The 23,959-nt window shown below is 67.6% G+C and carries 14 protein-coding genes and 1 CRISPR repeat array; of the genes, 6 read left to right on the top strand and 8 right to left on the bottom strand.

Features of this window, described 5'->3' with window-relative positions:
• Window positions 1-60: 60 nt before the first annotated feature.
• Genes ACN27F_RS32030 through ACN27F_RS32020 form a run of 3 tightly spaced genes read right to left on the bottom strand, consistent with a single transcriptional unit; the run spans window position 61 to window position 4,926 of the window.
• Entirely contained in the window at window positions 61-3,300 is a 3,240-nt protein-coding gene (locus ACN27F_RS32030; RefSeq protein ID WP_421439196.1) for an ATP-binding protein, read from the bottom strand.
• The gene (locus ACN27F_RS32025; protein ID WP_421439195.1) at window positions 3,297-3,977 is read right to left on the bottom strand and encodes a hypothetical protein; all 681 of its coding nucleotides are present in this window, start codon (window positions 3,975-3,977) and stop codon (window positions 3,297-3,299) included. Before ACN27F_RS32025 ends, ACN27F_RS32030 begins: the two co-directional genes overlap by 4 nt.
• Window position 3,978: 1 nt before the next feature.
• Window positions 3,979-4,926 (bottom strand): endonuclease domain-containing protein, encoded by a 948-nt coding sequence (locus ACN27F_RS32020; RefSeq protein WP_421439194.1) that lies wholly within the window; start codon window positions 4,924-4,926, stop codon window positions 3,979-3,981.
• Between the two features lie 453 nt (window positions 4,927-5,379).
• On the opposite strand from ACN27F_RS32020, the gene ACN27F_RS32015 reads away from it, so the two are divergent.
• The 3 genes from ACN27F_RS32015 (at window position 5,380) to ACN27F_RS32005 (ending at window position 7,573) form a co-directional block, all read left to right on the top strand.
• Window positions 5,380-6,021 (top strand): DUF5753 domain-containing protein, encoded by a 642-nt coding sequence (locus ACN27F_RS32015; RefSeq protein ID WP_421439193.1) that lies wholly within the window; start codon window positions 5,380-5,382, stop codon window positions 6,019-6,021.
• The gene (locus ACN27F_RS32010) at window positions 6,018-6,212 is read left to right on the top strand and encodes a DUF397 domain-containing protein (RefSeq protein WP_421439192.1); all 195 of its coding nucleotides are present in this window, start codon (window positions 6,018-6,020) and stop codon (window positions 6,210-6,212) included. Before ACN27F_RS32015 ends, ACN27F_RS32010 begins: the two co-directional genes overlap by 4 nt.
• A gap of 308 nt (window positions 6,213-6,520) precedes the next feature.
• Window positions 6,521-7,573 carry a phosphotransferase gene (locus ACN27F_RS32005; protein ID WP_421439191.1) on the top strand — a complete coding sequence of 351 codons (1,053 nt, stop codon included), beginning with the start codon at window positions 6,521-6,523 and terminating at the stop codon, window positions 7,571-7,573.
• Window positions 7,574-7,652: 79 nt separating this feature from the next.
• Here the strand turns inward: ACN27F_RS32005 and ACN27F_RS32000 are convergent, their stop codons facing one another.
• Together ACN27F_RS32000 and ACN27F_RS31995 are read right to left on the bottom strand one after the other, a co-directional pair.
• On the bottom strand, window positions 7,653-7,814 hold the full coding sequence (locus tag ACN27F_RS32000; protein WP_421439190.1) for a hypothetical protein: 162 nt from the start codon (window positions 7,812-7,814) through the stop codon (window positions 7,653-7,655).
• Window positions 7,815-7,822: 8 nt separating this feature from the next.
• Window positions 7,823-8,428: a zinc-binding dehydrogenase gene (locus ACN27F_RS31995; RefSeq protein ID WP_421439189.1), complete on the bottom strand. Its 606-nt coding sequence runs from the start codon at window positions 8,426-8,428 to the stop codon at window positions 7,823-7,825.
• An 877-nt stretch (window positions 8,429-9,305) separates the two neighbouring features.
• Window positions 9,306-12,005: direct repeats of the CRISPR family, unit length 36 nt; unit sequence GCCTCAATGAAGGGCAGCTCCCGAGAGAGCTGCGAC.
• Between the two features lie 497 nt (window positions 12,006-12,502).
• Here ACN27F_RS31995 and ACN27F_RS31990 point away from each other — a divergent pair.
• The 3 genes from ACN27F_RS31990 (at window position 12,503) to ACN27F_RS31980 (ending at window position 16,098) form a co-directional block, all read left to right on the top strand.
• A complete protein-coding gene (locus ACN27F_RS31990; RefSeq protein WP_421439188.1) occupies window positions 12,503-13,057 on the top strand; it encodes a Uma2 family endonuclease in 555 nt (184 codons plus the stop codon).
• 200 nt (window positions 13,058-13,257) lie between these two features.
• A complete protein-coding gene (locus ACN27F_RS31985) occupies window positions 13,258-14,364 on the top strand; it encodes an EcsC family protein (RefSeq protein WP_421439187.1) in 1,107 nt (368 codons plus the stop codon).
• A gap of 9 nt (window positions 14,365-14,373) precedes the next feature.
• The gene (locus tag ACN27F_RS31980) at window positions 14,374-16,098 is read left to right on the top strand and encodes a GUN4 domain-containing protein (protein ID WP_421439186.1); all 1,725 of its coding nucleotides are present in this window, start codon (window positions 14,374-14,376) and stop codon (window positions 16,096-16,098) included.
• Window positions 16,099-16,308: 210 nt separating this feature from the next.
• Here the strand turns inward: ACN27F_RS31980 and ACN27F_RS31975 are convergent, their stop codons facing one another.
• From ACN27F_RS31975 to ACN27F_RS31965, 3 genes are read right to left on the bottom strand one after another with little or no spacing between them, the layout of a single operon-like run.
• Window positions 16,309-16,797 (bottom strand): hypothetical protein, encoded by a 489-nt coding sequence (locus ACN27F_RS31975; protein ID WP_421440583.1) that lies wholly within the window; start codon window positions 16,795-16,797, stop codon window positions 16,309-16,311.
• A gap of 34 nt (window positions 16,798-16,831) precedes the next feature.
• Window positions 16,832-17,419, bottom strand: a complete 588-nt coding sequence (locus ACN27F_RS31970; RefSeq protein ID WP_421439185.1) for a DUF6346 domain-containing protein — start codon at window positions 17,417-17,419, stop codon at window positions 16,832-16,834.
• 17 nt (window positions 17,420-17,436) lie between these two features.
• Window positions 17,437-23,922, bottom strand: coding sequence for an RHS repeat-associated core domain-containing protein (locus tag ACN27F_RS31965; protein WP_421439184.1), 6,486 nt, complete (start codon window positions 23,920-23,922; stop codon window positions 17,437-17,439).
• Window positions 23,923-23,959: the final 37 nt, after the last annotated feature.

Raw genomic sequence — 23,959 nt, 5'->3', positions numbered from 1 at the left:
CAGTCGAATCGACGCGGACAGCACTCACCGAGGACGGATGTGCTGAATCGCCGAAAGGGACTACTCGGCGCGAGTCACCGTACCGTCCGATGGCGACATCCTCCGCTGGGCGCGGGTGAGGACGTCCTCGGCGGTGAGTGGGCTGGCCGGGTGGTGGGTGAGGCAGAGCGGCGTACGGGCCTTGCGGAACGGCTGCCCCTCGACCGCCACGTAGAACTCTCCGCTGCTCAGCCGGGAGATGTCCGGCACGTCGCCACCCTTGAACCGGGCCATTTCGCGGGCCGCGTCGATGTGCACCGGCGCGTTGAGCAGGCCGAAGAACTGCGTCGCCGCGTTGCCAGGGATCTGGCTGTGCAGGCCCTTCGGCGCCTGAGTGGCGAAGACCAGGCCGAGGCCGTACTTGCGGGCCTGGGAGGCGAGCATCAACGTGCTGCGCGTGCAGGGCGTGATCGGCCCGGACGGCGCGAGGGTCTGCGCCTCGTCCATCACCAGCAGCCCGCCCAGTGGTCGGTCACCGGCCGGGTTTCGTTTGATCCAGGAGAAGAGGGCCAGCTGCAGCTGGTTGACGAAGCCCTGCCGCTTCTCCTCCCCGTGCAGGCCGACGAAGCTGATCACGGAGACGCGGGCGCGTTTGCCCGGCGCCGGGGTCAGCAGCGTGCCCGGGTCGGCCGACTCCCCCGTACCGCCGAACAGCGGGTCGTTGATCCGCGCCGCCTCCAGGTTCTCGGCCAGGTCGGCGGCGATCGCCGCCGCTCCGGTCAGCTCGCTCACCCCGTCGGGCAGATCCCGGAGCAGGGCGATCAGGCCGGCGAGGGTCGCCGTCGCACCGTGCCGGCCGTAGTGTCGCAACGCCTGGCGCAACACGGCCTGCCCGCGCATCGCCTTGGCGGTGGTGGCGGCCACCTTGGCACGCGGGGCCAGCGCGTCGACGGCGCTGTCCACCGCCTGGGTGAACTCGTCAGGATCGTCGCGTACGCCGGAGAAGTCCGGCAGCGGCTGGAACGTCAACGGCCGACCGCCCTCCCGTCCCGGCGTCCACACCACGACGTCGGTCGCGTCGAGGTAGTCGGCGGCCGCCCGCGCGTCGCCGTCGCCCCACGCCGCGGGCGGCTCCGGCCACGGGTCACCGAGCCGGGCGAGGTCGTTGTTGGGGTCGAGGACGATCGCCGACACGCCGAGCAGCGCACACTCCTCGACCAGTCGCCGGATCAGCACGGTCTTGCCGGATCCGGAGCCGGCGAAGATGGCGACGTGCTTGCGCAGCGCGGGCAGCTCCACCCGTACCGGACCGCCATGGTCGAAGTCGGCACCGACCCGCAGGTGCGGTCCGGGGCCGCCGACGGCGGCCGACTCGCGGCCGGGTCCGTCGGGTGCGGCCGGTTCGCGGGAGGCGTCGGCGAGCGCAGTCGACAACAACGCGGTACGCGAGGCGGGCCGCCGGTCGGCCAGCCAGGCCTGCAGTCCGTCCGGCTCCTCGGCCAGCAGCGCTTGCAGTGCGACCAGGCTCCGCAGGTCGCCCTCCGATACCGGCAGGGTCCGCCCACCGGCGGCGACGAAATCGTCCGCCGCCTTGCGCACGGCAGGAGTTTGCGGCCACTCGTCGTTGCGCAGAATGAACAGTCGCCGATCGGCGACGCCGTGCGCCAACCCGGCGGCCACACAGGCGTTGCGCAACCGGGCCAGCTCGGCGTTGTAGTGCTGGGCGGCGATGGCTCGGAACGCCCAGTGGGCCTCGTCGCCGGTCGTGTCGTCGAGGGTGCGGCGCAGCCGGGCGTGCAGCACCGGCCGGCGGGCCGGGATCGTGTCCTGGTCGAAGTCGGTGTCCGCGCTTTCCCAGGTCCACGCGCGCAGCCCGGCGGCGAGCAGCTGCGGCACCTGAGTGTCCTCGTTGGCCGGGTCGAGCAGGCCGGCCACCTGTGCCTTCGCGCGCAGTTCGGCGTACCGCTGATCAAGCGTGCCCAACGACGAACCGTCAGCCGCCGCTGTCGGTGTCCGGGGCGACGAGGTCGGCGTCGGTGTCGGTGTCGCCTCGGCAGTCGGCTCCTCGGCGGTCGGCTTCTCGGCGGTCGGCTTCTCGGCGGCGGCCGTGGTGAGCGTGGTCAACGTGGTCATCTCGGTGACCTGGCCGTCGCGGACGCACGCGCGGATGTGCCGTTCGACGTTGATCAGCAGCTGCCGTGGGGTGAAATCGGCGGCGTCGGCGAACGCTTCGGGACGCACCGGCCAGCTCGGGTACGGCGGCACGAACCCGACCTCGGCGTAGTGTGCCGCGAGTCGGCGCTCGACCAGCGCCCGGCCGAGGTCTGCGTCCGGGATCGATTCGAGCGGGGCGGTTTCCCGGAACCGGTCCTGGGCGGTGTCGACCGCGTTGCTCTTGATCAACGCCCAGGAGACGGGCAGCAGCGACAGCACCGTCAGCGTCCGCCAGGTCAGCTCCCGCAGCTCCATCAGACCACTGGCGACCTGGTCGATCGAGACAGCTGCCCGCCAGCCGTCCTCCTCGGTCCCCGTGGTGGGCGGCCCGGAGACGTGACTGCGGTTGGCCACCTGCGCGATCAGGCCGTCGACCTGGTCGACCGCGATGACCGACGGCCCGGTCAGCGCCAGCAGGCGCGATACGTCCGAGACGATCTCCTGGGGCAGCCGCCGGGCCGGGCGGATGCCCCAGGCGAGGCGTTCGCCGGGCTCGGCCTCGTCGTTGGCGAGCAACCACGAGTTGGCGACGTCCTGTGCTCGCGGGTCGATGCCGGCGAGCAGGGCGAGCGCGCGGGCGGTGTCCCGACAGCCGATCCCGATCCGGCGGTTCGACCAGCTCAGGGCGGCCACGAACTCGTTCAGCCGGTCCGCGGTCATCGGGGCCCGGCCGGTCACCGCCATCCGGGTCACCACGGTCAGTTCGAGGCCTTCGACGAGCCGGTGCAGAAACATCTGCAGCTGGGTGGTGCCGTCGTCGTCCACCGGTTGGTGCAGGCCGTCGACCATGGACACGGCGACGCTGTGCCAGAAGGCGTTGGCGTCGAGCAGGTTGATCAGGAAGAAGTAGCCGCCGTCGAGCTGAGCCAGTTCGCGGACCCGGCTGAGCAGGTGGGTCTTGCCCGCGCCGCGTTGGCCCTGCACGGCGACACCGATGGGGCTGGTGTCCGGGTTCCTTTTCGCCAGCGCCAGGCCGTCGAGGATGGTCCGGAGCACGTCGGTGTGCAGCCCGTCGACGTGGGAAGTCGCCCGCCGCCAGACGTCGTTCATCGTCGGCGTGTAGCTGAACTGCAGGTGGGTGAGTGCCTTCAGCGCCGCTTCGGTCATGACGGCGCCATGGTGATCATGTGCTTGGGCTGGTCGCCGACCATCACGGCGGCGGCCCGGGTCCGTGGGTCGAGGGCCTTCTGGTTGGCCTCCGGCACGAGGGTGATGCCGGGCCGGCGGTGCAGCTGGCGCAGCGCCGCGTCCACATCGGCCGCATCGAGGTCGTCGACCAGGTCGCGCAGGTCGGCAAGGTTCACCAGGTCGCCGGCCTGGCGGGCGAGCTTGCGGTACGCCGCGAGCACGCGCTCCTCGGCGACCGCCTCGTCCGGCGCCCGCCCGGCCGACACCGGCTCCCTGACCGGGGCGTCGTTCGCAGCCGGTGCGTCCGACGCGGCCACGAAATCGCCGAGGCTGAGCCGCTGCGCGGCCAGGAAACGATCCAACCGCAGGAGTACGGCATAGAGCGCACCGCCGATGGCGCCCGACCCGGGCGGCGGTGATCCGGCGGCAAGCTCGGTGCGGCAGCGCACCCAGCCCGCGTCGCTCAACGTCAGCACGAGCCGGCGGGGCGTACCGCCGACCTCGATCAGTTTCAACCGTTCCAGCTTTTCCCGGGAGGGCTTCTTCAGCTCGCAGCGGTGATCATTGGTGAGTCTCGCATTCGGCACCGGACCTGCCTCGGCCAGGAGGATCAGCAGCGCGGACGTCTCGACCATGGTCAACTTATCGTTCGACATGTCAAAGTCCTTTCCCGGTGCGTCGACGGCTGGCAAGGAACTGCTGCAGGAGTACGAGCACGTTGTCGATGTCGTCGAGCACCTGCGTATTGGTAAAGCGGAGCACGGCGTACCCGTTGAGCTGGAGCATCACGTCGCGATTCCGGTCCTCGGTAAACTTCCCCGGCGTCCGATGGTCGTCGCCGTCGATCTCGACGACGCAGCGTTCCCGTTTCCACAGCAGGTCGACCCGGACGGGATTGACCAGCGGACCCGGCCGGACGGTGTGGTTCCAGGCGCGGCCCGCCGCCCAGGTCCGGCGGGCCAGGGCGGTTTCGAGCGCTACCTCGGCACGGCTGCTCGGATGCGGCTTGCCGGCGACGTTCGGCGTCCGCCGTGCCCTGACACGCGGCTCGCGCCGCGGGCGGGCCGGCGGCGGCACGACGGCTCGCGGCCGGCTATCGACGCCGTACGGCGAGTCGCTGTCGATCCACACGGTCAGCCGGCCATGATCGACCAGCCACTGCGCCGCCTGGGCCAGCGCCAGCGTCGCCGCCTCGTCGAGGTGATCGGGCGGCCGCAGCAGCAGCGCGCACGCCGGCCGGTTGAAGCTGGCCGCGAGGACCCGGGCCAGCCCACGCGCCCGCACCTCGGGCTGGTGCCGCCGGGTGTGTGTCGTCGACCCGGTCAGGGCGGCGGCCGCCAGGTCGGCGAGGAACGGGCCGGACTGGGCGGTAGCGGCGGCGTGCGCGACCGCGAGCCTGCGTACGGCGACCGGCGCGGCACCGGCCGACGTCGTGATCCCTTCGGCCCCCGGCAGCCAGGCGGGGAACAGCTGGCCGGCGGTCGCCTCCATCTCGTCGAGGACGGCGGCGACGGTCGCCTGCTGGCTCGGCGACCCGGCGGTACGCTGCACGACGATCGCCGGAGCATCCGCCGATGCCAATATTTGCTGTTCCCAGTCGCTCACACAGAGGTGTCTGATCCACACCACCTGACCAGTCGGCATCTGCGAGAGCGAATAGACCAACGACCCGCCTAACGTGAGAAGTCGGCACTCATAGTGGCGAAGCGGTGTTCGGATCGGCAATCATCCGAACGTCGGTGTATCGCCGCCGCCCGGCACCAGCCGTGACCTGATCAAGGGGCGTCACGTCAGCCCACCGGCAGGATCGAATGAGCGGTGCGGATGATCGGCCGGCTCGGCGACCGCCGCTCAGCGTTGATCAACTTTCCCTGCGAAACCGCGTCGATTCCACCCTGGTGGCGGACCACATTTTCCGCCCGCGTACGGCGAACTCGATCGTGGACGCCGACCTGGTACGGCGCTGACGTGCGAATTCGGCGGTCAACGCGGCCCGGTGTTTCATTGTGAAACATCGGTATGGGTGGTGGGTGTGTCGGACGAGAGGAAGGTGAAAGCATGCCGGTCACCGGACCGACTGTGGTGCGCCGTCAGCTGGGGCGTCGGCTGCGCCGGCTGCGGGAGGAGTCGGCCCGCACCGAGCAAGAGGTGGAGCGGGCCAAGGTCTGTTCGCGTACGACGTTGTGGCGCATCGAAAACGGCAAGTTCCCGGTCAAGATGAACACCGTTCACGGTCTGCTGCAGACCCCCGACTACATGCGCGCCGTGTTCCGGGCCGCCGACCCTCAGGCGTCCGAGCAGCAGATCGAGCGACTGGTGTCACTGCGACTGGACCGGCAGATTTCCTACTACGATCGCGAGCAGCCGGCCCGGATCGTCGCCGTCCTCGGTGAGGGCGCCCTCGCTCGCGAGGTCGGTGGACCGGCGGTGATGGCCGAGCAACGCGCCCACCTGGCGAGCATGGGTCGACGGGTCCGGGTGGAGATCCGGGTCCTGCCCTGGTCCGCCGGTGCCCACGCTGCATTCGCTGGCGCTTTCACCGTCCTGGACTTCGCCGATCCCGACGACCCGGACGTGGTCTACGTCGAGTCCCATATGGGCGCTCGTTACCTGGAGCGCCCCGTGGAGTTGGCGGAGTACCGTCGAGTTTTCCGGCTGATCCGTGAGCAGTCGGTCCCGATCGAGGAGCACCTGGCATGAAGCCTGACACCCCCTGGTTCACCTCCAGCCGCAGCGCCGGCAACGGCGGTGAGTGCGTCGAAGCCCGCCGGCACGCCGGCCAGGCCGAGGTACGCGACAGCAAGGACCGCACCGGCCCCACCTTGACCTTCAGCACCGCCCAGTGGGGCACCTTCACCACCGCCCTGCAGACCGGCACTCTCCCCCACTGACACCTCACGGTGGGGCGGGCACCTCGGTACCCGAGGTGCCCGCCCCCGCCTGTCTGCACCCGATGGAGGGCACCCCAAGAGAGCTACGACGGCCGCGTTCTCGCTGGCCAACAAGAACCTGCCTCAATGAAGGGCAGCTCCCGAGAGAGCTGCGACGCTACAGGCCAGCGCCTTGGGCACCCAGGCGATGTAGCTGCTGGAGCACTATTCGCGATGCCACCTGCGCCGCCGCTGGGCTGTCCTCGGTGCCTGCGAGGCGGGCCGCGCCTGCGCGGCGCTGTCCGACAGATTCGGTAACGTTCGTCCCCGTGACAGCTTCCGTGCTTGCCGAGGTCGCCGCTCTCGACCTGGCTGCCCAGGACCTGCCGTTTCTGGTCGACGTGTACCGGCTCGGAAAGGTCGATGAGATTCGATATCTACCCGACGGGTTGATGAACCGCAACTGGCAGCTGCGTACCGCCGGTGGCGCGTTTGCGCTGAAGCTGCTGTTGGACGCGCCCGTGTCGACCGTGCGACGCAATCTGACAGTCGCTGCGGCGCTCGCTGCGGCTGGGGTACCGGCGTGTCCGCCGGTGCCGACCATCGGCGGTGATGTCGTGGCCGAGGTGGATGACCGCGCTTACAGTCTGTTCGGCTGGCTGGACGGTGAGCACGTTGCGGGTACCGGATTGTCGGCCGGCCAAGCACATCACCTTGGCGGCGTGCTGGGCAGTCTGCACCGTGAGCTCAACGATCCGGGCCTGCGTAGGTGGCTGCCGGCTGCCGGTGCCGTCACTGCCACGGTGACGACGCCCGGCGAGGCGGTGTCCGAGGCTGACCGGTATCTGCGCGCCATCGACGCGTTCGCTTCGGCTACACCGTTCGACGTCCAGACGGTCGAGCTGCTGCGGCGGCGCAAGGCGCTCATCGCCGAGTATGGGCATCTGCGCCCGGCCACTGGTCATCCAGCCGGGCCTGCCGGATACACCCATGGCGATCTTCAGTATCGCAACATCATCTGGCGTGACGGGGTGGTGGCCGGAGTGATTGACTGGGATCGGATCAGGGTTCGCCCGTTCGGCGAGGAGATCGCCCGGACCGCCACGCTGCAGTTTGGCGGTGAGGCGGGCGAGCTGGACCTGGAGCTGGTGGCCGCGTTCGTCGCCGGGTACCGTGCCGTGGTCGCGATCAGCGATGCCGAACTGGCCGACGCGGTGGACCGCCTATGGTGGAAGCGGGCCTCGGACTTCTGGCAGCTGGTGTTCCACTACGACCGAGGCGACCACTCCTGTGACCACCTGTTCTTCTCCGGTGAGACGTTCCTGCACTGGTGGACGGCAAACCGGGGTCAGGTTCGCGACGCCTTCGCGGCGCGACCCTGACCCTCGCTACTCGCAGGGCGATGTGCTCGATCCTCCGGAGCGGGACTGGAGAGCACTACCGGGTCCGCGCTGGACGAGGCTAAAAATGGATCATGGATCGGATGCCTTGGCGTGCTTCGGCGTCGGCCATCGCCTCGTTCACGTTGTGCAGCGGCCTGCTGCTGGTGATGATCTCCTCGCTGCGCAGGATGCCTCGTATCGCCAGATCGGCGTAGCGCGGGATGTCGAAGCGAGTGCGCACCGATCCCATCACGGTGCCGGTGATCCCGCGACCGTGCCGCAACAGGGCCGCTGGCAGGCGAATTTCGGACCGGGCGGCATCATTCCCAGAACGGTGGCCTGCCCACCGGGACGCAGTACGGCGAACGCCTGCCCGGCCGTCTCGGCCAGGCCGACCGCCTCGATCGCGGCGTCGACGCCGCCGGGCGCTACCGCGAGAATTTGCTTGGTGACGTCGCCGGCGGCTGGATCGATGGTGACGGTGGCACCGAGCTTGTTGGCGGTCTCCCTGCGGTGCGGCTCCAGATCCACGGCGATCGTCTCGGCAGCGCCGCTGATCCGTGCGGCCTGGACGGCTGCCAGGCCGACCCCGCCGCAGCCGAACACGGCCACTGTCGACCCCGGTGTCGGGCGGGCGACGTTGAACACCGCCGCGAGACCGGTGGTCAGACAGCAACCCAATAGCGCTGCGGGGTCGAAGGACAGCCCGGCGGGCATCGCCACGAGTGCGGCCTCATCGACGAGCATCAGTTCGGCGATCGCGGAGACACCCAGGTACTGGCGTACGAGCCGCCCGTCGATGGTCCTCCGTGCTTTCTGGCGCTGCTTGGTGCCTGAGTCGGTGCAGTAGACCATGCGTCCGGTCAGGCAGGCCGCGCACCGTCCGCAGAATGTCTGCGACAGGTACCAGTCGGCCTGCTGGTGGTATCCGTGGTCGCCTCAATGAAGGGCAGCTCCCGAGAAAGCTGCGACCAGCATGGACGAAGAGGCCCTTCTGGACGGGCAGGCCGAGCCTCAATGAAGGGCAGCTCCCGAGAGAGCTGCGACCTATCCACCGCATGTCCCGCCGGTTCGTCGCATGCAAGCCTCAATGAAGGGCAGCTCCCGAGAGAGCTGCGACTTTCGCGTCTATGATCGCCAGGTCCACGCCCGACAGCCTCAATGAAGGGCAGCTCCCGAGAGAGCTGCGACCCTGGCCAAGGCCCAATGCCACGTAGCCTAGGTTGATCTTGATGGTGGCTGGACCCGATGGATGTGGATGGTCGGTGGACGCTGATAGCGGATGCTGGCCGGTTCGTGGGGTTTCTTGATCCGGTACTGGTTGTGGCGGGCGCGTTTGACGGCGCGGGGGCAGGTGCGTTCCCGTCGGGTGGGGATAATGAAGGGCAGCTCCCGAGAGAGCTGCGACGAAAGTGCCTATCGATGGCGCGACTTGCCACCTTCAGCCTCAATGAAGGGCAGCTCCCGAGAGAGCTGCGACTGTCCCACACATTGGCAGCTACCCTAGCCGGCGGTCCGCCTCAATGAAGGGCAGCTCCCGAGAGAGCTGCGACGAAGAACCCAGACAAGGTACGCAGCGCTTCGGCCGCGCCTCAATGAAGCGCAGCTCCCGAGAGAGCTGCGACCGCGGGTGTGCCAATCCGCCCATTTGGCCATGGTGACGCCTCAATGAAGGGCAGCTCCGAGAGAGCTGCGACAGCCAACCTGCTGCCCCTGTTCACCGCACGGTGGGAGCCTCAATGAAGGGCAGCTCCCGAGAGAGCTGCGACCTGGTCTGATGGCTGGATTCAGACCAAAACTGGTTGCCTCAATGAAGGGCAGCTCCCGAGAGAGCTGCGACGTTTCGTCCATTACGAGCGAAAATTCGTTTAAAGCCTCAATGAAGGGCAGCTCCCGAGAGAGCTGCGACGATGATTCACGATCGACTCAAAGATTAACACATTCTGTGCCTCAATGAAGGGCAGCTCCCGAGAGAGCTGCGACCGTCATCTGCCCGGTGGCAGCCATTGACGCGGAGCCTCAATGAAGGGCAGCTCCCGAGAGAGCTGCGACGCCACGCAACTGTCAGCGGTAATCAATGTCCACGATGAGCCTCAATGAAGGGCAGCTCCCGAGAGAGCTGCGACGGGGTGCAGTGCTCACGGAGCGCACACCTACCGGCCTCAATGAAGGGCAGCTCCCGAGAGAGCTGCGACCTAGCGGAATTCCTACGCCGCGTGCTCATCACCAAACAAGCCTCAATGAAGGGCAGCTCCCGAGAGAGCTGCGACGTCTTAACCCGCTTGTTCGGTTGATACTTGAGAAGTGAGCCTCAATGAAGGGCAGCTCCCGAGAGAGCTGCGACCATCGCCCATAAAAATGTGGGCGGACGGGGTCGAGCCTCAATGAAGGGCAGCTCCCGAGAGAGCTGCGACCCGGCCAGAGAAGAATTCGACGCGGTCACCTCGCCTCAATGAAGGGCAGCTCCCGAGAGAGCTGCGACTCAATTCGGGGTCTGTGGAATGCGTCTGTCCACTGTGCCTCAATGAAGGGCAGCTCCCGAGAGAGCTGCGACGGAGCGGTGGAGTGGTCCAACTTCTTCACTGGCGAGCCTCAATGAAGGGCAGCTCCCGAGAGAGCTGCGACCCCAGGGTGAATGGCCATTCCTAGGTGCCCGAAAGCCTCAATGAAGGGCAGCTCCCGAGAGAGCTGCGACAGCAAACAAACATGGTCTTGAAATGATTGCGCTGAGCCTCAATGAAGGGCAGCTCCCGAGAGAGCTGCGACTCCTCGCGCGACTACGGCAAGATCAAGACGTTCATGCCTCAATGAAGGGCAGCTCCCGAGAGAGCTGCGACCCGGTAATGCTTCCCGTGGCAGGATCGGCCGCGTGCCTCAATGAAGGGCAGCTCCCGAGAGAGCTGCGACCTGGTGTCTGCCGGCACCACCATCAGCCCATCCGAGCCTCAATGAAGGGCAGCTCCCGAGAGAGCTGCGACCTCGCCGTGGCATCGGCGGGGGCCGCGTGCGTCCTGGAGCCTCAATGAAGGGCAGCTCCCGAGAGAGCTGCGACGTCACCGGAGCACCGCCACGAGCAGCACGGCCAGCCCCAGCCTCAATGAAGGGCAGCTCCCGAGAGAGCTGCGACGTCGATCCGGTCCGGCGGATCCGACTGCTCTGGCGCGCCTCAATGAAGGGCAGCTCCCGAGAGAGCTGCGACTGAACCGGGTCACCCCGGCGGCTCCGGCGGCGGCGCCTCAATGAAGGGCAGCTCCCGAGAGAGCTGCGACCGAGGCAGCCCGCTACCACGCCAGCCACGCCGAGCAGGCCTCAATGAAGGGCAGCTCCCGAGAGAGCTGCGACCTTCACGCAGATCGATCATCGGTGGTGTCGCATTTACGCCTCAATGAAGGGCAGCTCCCGAGAGAGCTGCGACCGGCCGCTACCACCTGACCGGAGGCGGCGGTGGGCCTCAATGAAGGGCAGCTCCCGAGAGAGCTGCGACGATCAGACATGGCTCACGCGCGGGCGCTAGCTAGACGCCTCAATGAAGGGCAGCTCCCGAGAGAGCTGCGACACTGCCACGCACCAGTCGACTCGACTGGCAGGGATCTGCCTCAATGAAGGGCAGCTCCCGAGAGAGCTGCGACATGTTGTTCTGTTCGAAAGTATTGAGTGGCCTGTAGCCTCAATGAAGGGCAGCTCCCGAGAGAGCTGCGACTCTTTATAACCTCGCACAATCCACTGTGTGGAAATTGCCTCAATGAAGGGCAGCTCCCGAGAGAGCTGCGACACGTGGACGCCCGACGACGGGGACCGCTACGACGCCGTCGCCTCAATGAAGGGCAGCTCCCGAGAGAGCTGCGACGTCGCTGGTTCGAGGTGCGACTTTTCCGCGTCGTGACCGAGCCTCAATGAAGGGCAGCTCCCGAGAGAGCTGCGACTCGGCGGACCGGTTCCGTCGTAGTGCATGTCGAACCGCCCGCCTCAATGAAGGGCAGCTCCCGAGAGAGCTGCGACCGTCCATCTATGGTCTTTTGTGTACTGTCCACTTTCTTCGCCTCAATGAAGGGCAGCTCCCGAGAGAGCTGCGACCGGGACCCGACTACCCATCGCCACCTTATCGTCAGCCTCAATGAAGGGCAGCTCCCGAGAGAGCTGCGACCTTTGGAGTACCAGGCGAAGTCGTCGGCGGTGACCGAGCCTCAATGAAGGGCAGCTCCCGAGAGAGCTGCGACCGGGCGGTGACCCCGGTCTGGTGGTCGACGTCGAGCCTCAATGAAGGGCAGCTCCCGAGAGAGCTGCGACTTCACCAAGGTGGAGTTGTCGGCATGATCACGGATCGAGCCTCAATGAAGGGCAGCTCCCGAGAGAGCTGCGACGACGGCCACTCCAACGCCACGGCCTACGAAAGCCGGCCTCAATGAAGGGCAGCTCCCGAGAGAGCTGCGACAGGGCCCAAATCTTACCCCTCCTGACCTGCGGCGGAACCACCGGCCCGCGAGAGGTCCCACGACAGAGGGCTCCCCGACCACCCGAAAACCGCGATCGTCTACTATCGAACAACATCTCAACAGGGAAAACAGCTCCGCGAGAGGTCCACGCTCACGGCCGTCACGACGGACCCCTCGCGGCAGACAGCGGTAGGGGGACGACGGGACCTACGAGATCGCGCGGACCGCGCCCGGTGATCGGACGACCCTTGCCGATCACATCAAGCGACCGGCCGGCACTCTTCCGAAGCGTACCCAGGTCACAGAAAAGGATTGAAAATCCGTACCCTAGGTTGATCATGTCGGTGAGCGCGGCCCGCAACCGCAGGACCTCCGCCGGACGGGCCCATGCGAGCCAAGGACGCTACCAAGACACGACCGCCTCGACCAGCGTCAGCTGACCACGCAGCGGCTGGTTGTGCACGGCAAGCAACGCCGGACAGCGTACTATGCGGTCATGAGTTCGGAGGCGGTCGGCAGGCACATGCCTACGGTGGTGACGCTCGACGACCTCACCGCGATGATGGCTGCGGACGAATCTCATCGATATGAGATCAGCCCCGAGGGAGTGCTCTCGATCATGCCGCCGCCTGGGTACGCTCACGCGATCATCGCAACCAGGCTCACGGTGTGGCTTGCCGCCGCAGGCGTCCCGGCGGAGCGGATCGCCCAGGCGGTCGGACTGCGTATCCCTGGTCGCGGTGGCACGGTCGGTGGCCGGATCCCCGACCTGGTCGTGTGGAGCAAGCCGCAGTCCGACGCCGTCTGGCTGCCGGTCGCAGACGTACTGCTCGTCGTGGAGATCGTGTCGCCGGGTTCAGAAGGCACCGACATGATCACCAAGCGTAACGAGTACGCGGCTGCTGGCATCCCCCAGTACTGGATCGTCGACCAAGATCCGGCACAGACTGTCACGATGCATCGTTTGGCCGGCGGCCACTTCACGGTGCACGCAACGATGCCCCTTGCCTGGGTGCTCAACACGAGCCCAGACGAGCACGACCTCGGCTAGAACGATCTCTTCCCGGCCACGAATCCGCCCACGTGTGGGTGAGGGCATGTGATCAAGCGTCGCTGCATGACCACCGCATCCTGGCCAACACCCTGGATTGCACCGGGTCGCCCCTCCCCTGGCCTGGTAACGCGCACGACGTGCGGGCCCGTCCGTCAGAAGCCCGGTGGCGGCACCTCCGTGGCATCCGAGGAGACGGAATGGCACCGTACGACAGCCATGTCGACCAGTCCGGCTGGTCGGCCTACGACATCGCCGCGTGGGACGAGATTCAGCGATGGAAGGAGAGCCAGGTTCGCGAGGCGGGCCGGCACCTGCTGCCGGCCCGCGTCCGCGAGTCCATCGACGGGTGGAAGAAGGCTGCAGTCGAACGAACCCGCAAGGTCCGGGACTCCCACGAGTTCCTAAACGCCGTGGAACGCTCCGTCGAGTCCCTAGCCGCACACGGGTCGACGCTGGCGCTGCAGTCGCTCGACGAGCAGCGGGTGATCGCCGCGTTCCGGCGCAACGGCCACGACGTCGAGCGACTCAGCGACATCCGTGCGCTCAGTCTCGCCGAGATCGAGGCGGTGATGCCTCCGCTCGACCTAATCTACAGTTCGCTGGCGATGGTCGAGGGCGCCGCCGCCGGGCTGGTGATCAGCGGCGGTGAGATCCTGTCCGGGGCCGGGGTGGGGCCGGCCGCCGTCGTCGGCGCGGTCGGCGTCGATGTGGCCGTGACGCTGGTGGGGACGGTGCGGGCGGTCGGTCATATCGGGATGTACTACGGGTACGGAGTCCAAGACCGGCGGGAACTCACGCTCGCGTTGTCGATGCTGGGCCCGGTGTTCGCCGCCGGCTCGGCGGTCAAGGCGGCGTCGTTCGCTGAGGTGAGTCGGGCCGCGCAGTGGCTGATCCCGCATCTGGTGGTGCCGAAGCCCACCCTCGCCGGCAAGCTGCTCGCGAAGGTCGGCGTGCGGGTCGCCCGCGCTCCGAAGCTGCCGGTGATCACCCAGGCCGATCCGATCGCTGTGCGGCTGCTGGCCAAGGTCCTGACCCGCTTCGGTTATCAGGCCAGCGCCAAGAACATGGCCAAGCTGCTGCCGCTGCTGGGCATCGTGCTGGGCAGCGGCCAGAACGCCTACTTGATGCACCGCACCGCAGATCACGCACGGCACCTCTACCGGGAGGTGTTCCTTGTCGAGAAGTACGGCATCACCCAGCCGATCGATGCCGAAGCGACCTCGGCCGATGTCGTCCCGGTCACCGAGATCGCCCGGGAGCTCACCGCAGGCCACGAACCCGACGACACCGGCAAGGGCCGTTGAGTGGGGATTGTGAGATCCGCCGACCGGCCGGACGAGGAGGTCGGGACGCCCGGCCCATCGTCCCGCGACGTCGCCGTCGTCGTCGGCGTCGACCGCAACGTCAACCTGAGCACGTCCACGCTGGCGTGTGCGGAGGCGGACGCCGTCGCGCTGGCGGCGCTGTTCCGGCACCTCGGCCTCGCCGACGAACGTATCCTGGTGCTGGTCGGGAAGCAGGCCACCCGGTCCGCTGTCATGGGCGCAGTCGCCGCTGTACCGCAGAGGTTTCCCGACCTCGGCGCGGCCGACCGCATCTGGTTCACGTTCAGCGGGCACGGGCTGATCGGTCCCGACGGCCGGGGCCACCTACTGGTCCATGACACCTACCGGCAATCCAGTGCGCGCCTGCGTGACAGCGTAGTGGTCGGCGAGGTCGTCGAACGCCTGCGTGCGTCGGCGGTGGAGCCCAAGCCGAACGTCATCCTGCTGCTCGACGCGTGCCGCAGCCGGCCGATCGGCCCCTGGCGCTCCGGCGACCTTGACTTCGCCAGCGCCCTGCGCAGGCTGGTCGCGGCGAAGCCGTCCGGCACGGTGGTGATCTCGGGCTGCCCCGAGGGACAGTTGTCGTTCGAGGACCGCGATCGCGGCCTGGGCGTCTTCACCGCCGCGTTCATCGATCTCATGACGCCCGACGACAGGCCGCGCACGCTCGCCGAGCTGAACGGCCCGCTGGCCCAGCGGGTGCTGGCGCGCTCGCGCCAGATCGACGTCACCTGGCGCCAGTCGTCGATCATCATGGCCGAACCGGCCGAGCTGGTGGAGGGACTCCTCCTCGCCCCGCAGCGGCTCCGGCGCGACGACATCGTTGAGCTGCACGGGCACAGCCGCGAAATCATGGATCTCTCGGCGGCGGCGATGCTGTTCGAGAACCTGTCCCACGCTGTGGTCCACCCGGACGACGTCGACCTGTTCGCCAACCCGCGCCACCGCGTCGGCAGATCCCGCCGTCGTCGTCGGGTGACGGCCGCGGCGGGGCTGGACCTTGACCGGCTCGACGACTTGATCCGGCACGGCCGGTACCGTGACGCCGACCGTGAGACGCTGCGTTTGGTCCTGCAGTCCGCAGGACGCGACCCGCAGTCCGTCCGGACGCACCTGCTCAGCCCGGACGATGTCGGGAGAATCGCCACCGACGATCTGCTCGACATCGACGAGTGCTGGCGCCGGCACAGCGGCGGGCGATTCGGGTTCCTGGCTCAACTCGAGGCGGCCGAGGTGACCGACTGGGACGCCACCGCCTTCGCCAACAGGGTCGGCTGGCATCCGCAGGACCGCTGGTTGTACTACTCCGAAGCGCGGTGGACGTCCGCAGCGCCGGTGGGGCACCTGCCCATCCTCGGCCCGGCTGGTGGCATCGAACCGTCGTGGCGGGTCACCGCCGGGGTGTACGGGCACGCGCTGGCCAGCTGGGTGACGATGCCAGCGGCGGTGGTCCGGCAGGCCCGCGACGGCACGACGGTGCGCCAGGCCCACCGCACGCCGATCCCGGAGCCGTTCACCTGGCGTGAGTACATCCGGCTGGAGCAGGCCCACATGGCCGAGGCCTTGGTCGGCGTCGGGCACGGGCGGCTACGACCGTTGGGGGCGCGCCTCGCCGAGGCACCCGTGCGCGGTCTGCTGTCCACTTCGGCGTACTTCCTGTCTGCCGTCTGGGCTGCCAACCGCGCGACGCTGCTGCGGCGTCTGCGAAGCTGACCCGACCGATGAGCACCGGCTGGCTCTCGGCGCGGTCCAGTGCCGGCGTGTCGGGAACCAATGACGCGACGCCTCCAACCCCGGCTGGCCGCGCCAGGCCGGGTCAGCCTGGATTCGTAGGTGCTCGGCGAGCGCCCCCGGGGCTGCCGGTCGGCGGCTCAACGCGACAACTCCCAACGGCCAATCGCAGGGCACGGAGGCCGGCCGCTATCAGGTCGACTCGGCTGCCGGCTCCGGATCCGGCAGGTACGCCTCGTACGACTGCTTGATCAGCGAGTTGAACGCGTAGCCCCACAACCGGGTTCCCCGGAAGGTCCACACCCGGCCAGCGGTCACGTCCACCACCGCAGGTTGGGCCATCGCCGCGAAGCCGTTGGCGTTCAGCCGGTACGCCTTCTGGGTCAACGCCGCAGCAGCCGGCTCCACCGCCCCGGTCACCAGGATGGGCAGCACGATCACGCCCGACTGCATGCCGCGCCACTGACCCTTACGCCCCAACCCGAGGTTGACCACATCGTCGACGTACCCGCGCAGGCTCTCCTCGTCGACCCGCTCCACCTTCGCCGCGACCGCGAAGATGTGCATCCTCGTCAGCATCCGGACCCGCGCCCGGTACCCGACGACCACTGGCAAGGGACCGACGGCTTCCTCGGTCACCGCACATCCATCAGCGACGAATCGCCGCCGGACAGCCCCCAGATACTCGTCTGCGGAAATCACATCAGTCTCCTCCTCACACGTTGCCACGCTTCCCGCGCAACCGATCAACCAGAGCGTAAGACCTGGGCGCACCGAGAATCGATTTCATCAAGTAGATGAGCACCATAAAGAGCGCAACCACCAAAAATCCTCGCCAGAGCATTCTCAGGACAACCATGAGAATCGGCCAAATAGCAGACGTCGGCTCGCCATATCGACAGTCGGTTTGATTTTCGCCGTAACACGCCTCACGCAATGAGATGACCCGACCAACATCTTCCGGCGTTGCGATGGATCGATCGACCACTGCGTTGACCCCAGCACCCCTCAGCACAGTTATGTCACAGACCCACCAGTATCCGAATCCGTGATCGCTCAAGGGGCCAACTCTACGACACTCCTCGACAGTCACTTCAACCGACCTTTCGGCTGGACCGTAAGGACGGGCAGAACCAGTTCCAGGGTAGAAACTAGAAATCGTTAGATAGACAAACATCAAGACGATTGTTAGCAAGATCGTCGTCGCCGCGAAGAGCAATTGACGAATTCGGTATACGACCGGACCATAATAATGCCAAGCCGAGAACTCGCGCGACCTATCGTCGCGCGAGTCTCCGACCACATCATCTGGTTGGCCAGTCAGAATGCCCCTCCCACAAGGCCGCCCATAATTTGCATAGGGTGCGTAACCTGGTTGAACACATAACCTTCGCGCACAAACTGACTTACGTCATCCCTGGTTGTAGGCATAGTTCCTCCAACGAGAGCACCAGCCAGACCACTACTGGAGGCAGCTCCCTTTTCGACCATCATAAGGGTATCCAGCGCAATCAGGGCATGCCCCTTCTTACCTCCGCCCACCAAATCTACATCACTTTTCCAGTTTCTTGCGGACCCCATGACGAAAGCTTTTGTGTTCTTCAAATCACGTGCAGCAGGAACAATACCATTCCACACCTTCCCTAGCCCTGACCAAGCACCGGCACCTGCGGCTCTAGCAGTTCCTTGGGTGAAAGCGCCAGCTAGCGCACCACCGACCGCCGCGCCGATAGCGCCACCGGCAAACCCGAGCAGGGCGCCGGCGGCAACGTCCACAGCCAGGCTTCCCATTGAACATCGACTCCGGTCACCGCCCGCACATTTCAGCCCGCCGGTGACGAGACCAGCGACCGCGCCGCCGAGCGCGCCACACAGGAGCGCCCCGCTGCCGCCGGTCACCACCGTGCAGGTCAGCCCGACAACCACGCCCGCGATCACGCCCGCCACATCGGCGTTCTGCACTACGCCATCTACGAGATCCGAGCCGAAGTCCTTGGCTCGTTGACTGTTGCGGCACCAGAAGCTGGCCTGGCATTCGCGGTGTTTGCGGGCCGCTTCGGCGCGTTCGTTGCTCGCCTTTCGGAATGCTTCGCGTCGCTGCTGGCATTCGGCGGTGCAGGCGGGCGGGACGTACTTCTTGACGATCTTGGTCGTGCCGTTGGGCATGGCGTAGCCGCGGTCGCCGGTGTCGTCGCTGTTCTCCGTGTGGTACATGCCGGTCGGGTCGGCGTTGTCGACGGGGTTGTTGCCGCCGTACTGGTATGCGTTGTACTGGTCCGGATCGTCGGCGACGAGGACCGGGTCCACCGAGATGAACCGGCCCAACGTCTGGTCGTACTGCCGGGCACCGATGTTCGTCAAGCCGGTGGGGTCGATGTCCCCGCCGACGAAACCCTTGTTGTTCGCCCAAGTCGGGTTCGCGCCGCGCGGCGCCCCGTACGGGGTTTGACGACGTACGGAGACGGCCTGGGTGCCGGCGTTCACCGTGATCTGCTGCGTGCCCTGATGATCGTTGAACAGCCAGGTCAGGTTGGTGGCCGCCGATCCGCCCGTACGGGAGGCGCAGACGGTCCCGGCGAAGCTGTAGTAGCGGGTACCGGTGTTGACGCCGCCCTCCCGGCGGATCTCCTGTCCGGGCAGGTAGACAGTGGTGCCGTTGCTGTCGCGGCGGATGATCCTGACCCCGTTGGCGTCGTAGATGTTGGTTTCGATGGTCTGACCGCCGGCCGCGACCGTGGCCAGTTTGCCCTCGGCGTCCCAGCCAAGGGTCTGACTGTTGGCGCCGGTGCCGCAACTGTTCGCGGCGGCGCCGGTCGGCCGGCAGATCGTGTTACCGGCCTCGTCGTAGGCGTAGGCGTTGACGACGCCGCTCTGAGCCGGCGCCTGAGTGGTCATCGCGGTGACGGCGTGTGGACGTACGACGCCCTGGCCACCCGTCGGCACCGTGTAGCTGCGGGTGGTGTCGCCCCCGGCGGTGTGGTTGGTCTCGGTCAGCCGGGAGCCGGTGGAGTTGAAGGTCCAGTCGTGCCAGTACGGGGCCGGGCCGCCCAGGTTCGCCACCGTCGGATCGGTCTGGCAGGTCACCCCGGCGTCCGGGGTCCATGCGCTGGTGAGCCGGCCCAGCGGATCCTGCCGGAAGCACTGGGTGTCGGCCTGACCGATGTTGGGCTGCTCCACGACAGAGGTGATGTTACCGCTGTGGTCGTAGCTGTAGTTGCGGTCGGAGACCGTACCGGCGATGGTCTCCCGGCCCACGGTGGTACGAGTGATCCGGCGGGTGGCTTCGTCCCGGTAGACGACGTCCTGGGTCCAGGTGCCGCCGGGCATCTTGTAGATCGCGCCGCTGCGTTCCCCGTACGCCGTGTAGGTGGCGGTGGCCATCGTGCCAGCGGAACCGGTGAGGCTGGTGTCCAGCCGGACCGGCATCCCGGTGGTGGCGTCGTAGTCGGTGCTGACTTGCTCGGTGACCAGGCCACCGCCGTCCGGATAGGAGATGGACGTCGGGGCACCGGTCGCCGGCGCGTAGGCGTAGGCGTAGATGTAGGTCCCACTCAGGCCGGTCTCGCTGCTGGGGATGACGTAGTCGACGCCCTTGGGCTGGTAACGGTCGTCGAAGCTGCGTACCCGCCACCGGTAGGCGTTGCTGCTGCCGGCCGGTTCGTAGCGGATCGCCTGGGTCAGTTGGCCCTTGAACCCGCTCTGCCCGGTGTAGAGGCTGTCGTACTTCCACTCGGCGCGCAGTGGCCCGGTTTCGGAGTCGTCCCGCAGTTCCTTCTTGCGACCCAGCGCGTCGTAGCCGTACCACAGCACCTCGCCTCGGGCGTCCGTCGTTGCGACCAGGTCGTTCTCGTCGTTGAAGGTGCTGGTCGTCACGCCCTTGTCGGGGTCGGTCGCGCGCCACAGGCGGCCCTTGGCGTCGTATTCGTTGACCCACCGGTTGCCGGCCGGGTCGACCGTCCGCACCTGTTGGCCCTTGCGGTCGTAGACGTACTCGGTTTCCTGGTAGGCCCCGTCGACGCCGGCCGCGGTGGTGTGCTGGCGCAGCTTGACGACCCGGCCCTCGATGTCGGTCACCGTGGTCGTCGCGGTGCCGCCCTGCGGCGGAGTGACCTTGGTCAGATCGCCCTCGTGTCCGGTGACCGTGCGCCACTTCTCGACCAGATTGCTGATTCCGTCGCCGGCTAGGAAGATCGTGTCCGTGGGACGGGACGCCCGGTCGAATCTGGTCTTCGAGATGGCGGGGAGCGACCATTCCGGCTCCCACCACAGCGCGCCGGACGGCGCCCCGGGTTCCGCGTGGGCACCGTAGGAGATCGCGGCGCGGCCGAGGCTGTCATAGAGCGTGTCGGTGACCACCCGGTCCCCGGACCCGTCGACCGCCGGGGTCTGGATCTGTCGGGGGCGCAGCAACCCGTCGAGGATCTCGTACGAGGTGACGTAGTTGCCGTCCGCGTTGAGCGTCTGCGCGCTGACGAACGGATAGGCGTCCCGGCCCGGGGCGAACGTGTACGTGTACTGCGCCGACGGCGTGGTCGGGTTGGCGGCCTTGGTCCAGCCCAGCACCCACACCTTGCTGACGCGTCCGAGCGCGTCGTACTCGACGTCCGAGACCACCCGGTTGTTGGGGTCGACGGCCGTGACCGTGGAGCCCCAGTAGGGGTTGGTGTCGACGGACGACGTCCAGTTGAACGGTGCCGGTCCGGTCGTGGTCACCTTCGTGACCGGGCCGCCGACGGCCGGCGTGTACGCGGTCGTGGTGACGTTGCCTTTGATGTCGGTCGCGCTCACCGGCCGGCCGGTGTGGTCGTAGCCACCCTGCGACACGACCTGCCAGATCGTGCCGGTGCCGGCCGCCCAGTCCTTGAGCTGCTCGGTTTTCGTCACCAACCCGAACGTCGGTGCGGTGTCGACGCTGCCGGCCCCGTCGTAGTAGGTCCGCGCGTCGGAGATCACGTCATCGACCGTGGCCGGGTTCGTGCCGCAGGCCAGCGCGGTGGTGGTCGTCCGCTTCACCATGGTCGTGAGGTTCTTGGCGGTGTTGCGGTTGTACTGGTACGTGATGCACTTCTCGTCGCCGGGGACGCTGATGTCGCCGTCGTCCTGCGACCAGTTGACCGTGCCGTACGTGTGATCCAGGTTCTTGGTGCCCCGCGAGGTGCGCCAGCCTCGGCTGCCGTCGACGCCCAGGGCGGTCGCGGTGTAGGTGGCCTGGGTCTCGACGAACCGGGCGTCGACGGTGTCACCGTTGATCGTCCGGCTCGCGGTCGGGTTCGACCGCCACGGTACGTTCACCGTCCTCGACACCGGTTTGGTGTCCACCCCGTTGTAGACGGCCTGCTCCCGCACCTGGCCGGCGAACTGGTCCTCGTCGTACACCGTCTCGGAGCCCAGCGAGGCGGGAACCGTCACGCTGCGGGTGCCTCCGCTCGGGCTGGCCTTGTCGCCGTGCATCCCCCGCATGAAGGTGGTGACCGAGAGGGTCCGGGTCGCCGAGTCGTCACCGACCCGGGTCTTGACCTGTGCGTAGCCACGCCACTGGGACCACGTCTTGCGTTCCGGCCGGGTCAGGCCGTCGTCGTCGGCGTAGTGCCACGCCGGCGATCCCACGTACTCGTACCAGGTGTGCTTCGACGGTGCCTGGTGTCCGTCGGTGAGTTGGACGTCGTCCTCGGCCACGTGCTCGACCCGGTGCTTGTGCCACCACTCGGTGACAAGCTGCTGCCCGGTCGGGTCGGCCGGGTCCGGCACCCGCACCGGGTAACACCTCTTGGTGTTCGTGTGCGGGTTGAGGTTCTCGACCATCGCCTCGGTGCACTCCGGCTCCGCGTAGTCCACCTTGATGCGGGATCCGGTCTCCGTCACGATGCTGGAGATCCGCAACCAGTTGTCGGTCGTGCCGTGTGCGGTGAACACCCGGTTGGGCAGCGACACGGCCTCGAACGTGACCGGCGGCAAATCAATGGTGCCACCGACGTGCCCCGCGTGGTCGATCTGGTTGAGCCACAGGCCGGTGTGCGTGGAGTCCGCCGTCGCCGCGAACGTGTGCGACAGGGTCCATGACTCGACGTCCTGCCAGGCCGGGGTGGTCTTGGTGGTGTCCCACACCCGCGCGGTGATCTTCTTCAACCGCTTCGTCGTCCAGAACGTGGGCGAGTACTTCTGCGGACACGACGTGGCCGACGCCTTGCACTCCTGGTCCCAGGGAGTATCCTTCCACGAGTCCTTGACCGGATTCGACTCGGTGCCGCAGTTGGAGAAGCACCGCATGTCCGTCTCGAACACCACCTGCGCGTACGGGCCGACGTTGCGCTCGGTCACGCCGTGCGTCGCCACAGTGCGGTCGTAGGTGCCGTAGTCGATCCGGGTCAGGTATCCCCCACGGTCGTAGGAGACGTCGTCGGTGTCGGTGTCGTTGCGGGCGTACTTGTTGGTTTCCTTGCCGTACCACAGCGACATGGTGTTGCCGCGCACGTCGACGACGTAGTCGAGGTTCCACCGCCACGCCTGTGGGCAGTCGGAGTTGGCGAACGTCGTGGCGTGGCAGGGCTCGCCCGAGTGGTTGCCGAACACCGGTACGGCCAACGTCGAGTTGGTCTTCGACGTGTGGCCCGGCAACGAGTGCATGCCGAAGAAGTACTGGGTGCCGTCGGTGGTGGTCACCTTCCAGTGCTCACCGTTGTCGTCACCGTTGCCCGTCGCGCCGGTCAGCTTCTCGATCTTGGAACCGTCTTCGGAACGCGCGTGCCACCCCTTGCCGGTCTGGAACACCAGTTCGGTGCTGCGGCCGTTGAGGCTCATCGTCGCGTTGTCCGAGCGCCAGCACTGGTCGCCGCTGTCCTGGGTGTTGTTCGCACCGGCGACCTTGCGGTCCTCGGCACACGGCACGTACCGGCGCTCGATGAAGCCGGCCGAGTAGTCGAAGCCTTCCCCGATCCACGACGGCTGGTTGTTCGTCACCTCCGATCGGCCGTCGACCGAAGACGAGGAGTAGGTGAGGCCGATCGACGGCTCCGGACCGGCCGCCGGCGGCGTCCGCAGCGGATAGCTCCACGAGAAGTCGCCGGAGGAGCCGCCCGCCGTCCACGTCGACGACGGGGCGAGCGTGGTCGCGGTGAAGTCGCCGTCCGCACCCGAACCGGCGGCCGCCAGAACGAGGTAGGAGCCGCTCGACCGGGCCGACGGATCGCCGGGCTGCCGCCCCCGGTCGGGTAGCGCGGCGGTCGTGGCGGCGACGGGCACCTCTGCGGTGACCACTCCCGCGCCGAGGTCGTTCGTCGTGTGCAGCGGCACCGACCGGCACGTCGGCATGTCGCGGGTGGACAGCGCGCAGGCCGGGACCTGCCAGAGGCGCAGCCGCGACGCCCAGGACCCACCTACGGCGTACCGGAACGAGCTGTAGTCCACCGCGACCTTCGCCGTGCCGGCTGCGGCTCCGGCCGGTGCCGTGACCTTGAGGACCAGGCCGTGACGCCAGCTGGCCGGCAGCGATTCCCGGTCCACCACCTGTACGTCCACGCTGGTGGCCCGGATGCCGTCCGGACCGTCGCCGCGGGTGACCCACACCGGCGACGTTCCCGCCCTGGTGCCCCGGCCAGCCGGGTTCGGCGAGTCGAGCTCCACCCGAGTGGTGCCGGCCGCCGGCCACTGCGGCTTGGGAACCGGCGATTCCCGTACCAGTTTCTGAGTCCACGCCCGCCCGGTGACCGGACCGCCGTGCGAGTCCAGCCTCTCCACCTGGGGTCGCGCCGGCTCCGCCGCCGGTGCGGCGGCCTGTGCCGGCACTCCGACCAGCAGCGACGCCGCCACGGGGACCCCTGTCAGGCCCGCGATCCACAGACGGAGG

It is taken from the genome of Solwaraspora sp. WMMB335, assembly GCF_049179075.1.
Lineage (GTDB): Bacteria > Actinomycetota > Actinomycetes > Mycobacteriales > Micromonosporaceae > Micromonospora_E.
Note: the sequence above shows the minus strand (reverse complement) of the source record. Positions and strands in the feature narration are given on the sequence as shown.